The sequence below is a fragment of the Adlercreutzia sp. DFI.6.23 genome, assembly GCF_024462535.1.
Classification (GTDB): Bacteria; Actinomycetota; Coriobacteriia; order Coriobacteriales; family Eggerthellaceae; genus Adlercreutzia; species Adlercreutzia rubneri.
Map to the genome: position 1 here is coordinate 1 of NZ_JANGBP010000526.1, position 300 is coordinate 300.

The 300-nt window shown below is 64.3% G+C and carries 1 pseudogene; it reads left to right on the plus strand.

Annotated features, from left to right (window positions below):
• Positions 1-104 precede the first annotated feature (104 nt).
• Positions 105-300, plus strand: a pseudogene (locus tag NE591_RS14420) (methyltransferase); the annotation flags it as partial.

Below are 300 nucleotides of genomic sequence, written 5' to 3' on the forward strand. Positions count from 1 at the left end.
CGGAAAATACCGAATCGAACGAGACCGAGGAAGATGTCGCCGTAGGGGGCGACTTTGGTCGCTCCTCGTCTGCAGGCATGGGTGAGACTCGCAAAAGCCTTCTTGTGGCCGACCTGTGCACGGGATCCGGCTGCATCGCCTGCTCGCTGGCCTACGAGCACCCGAATGTGCGGGTCATCGCCACGGACATCGCCTCAGAGGCGGTGCGCTCGCCAAGGAAAACGCCGAGGCTCTGGGGCTCGCCGATCGTGTGGCCGTGCTGCAGTGCTCGCTCGGATCCGGCATCGGCGAGAAGCGCAT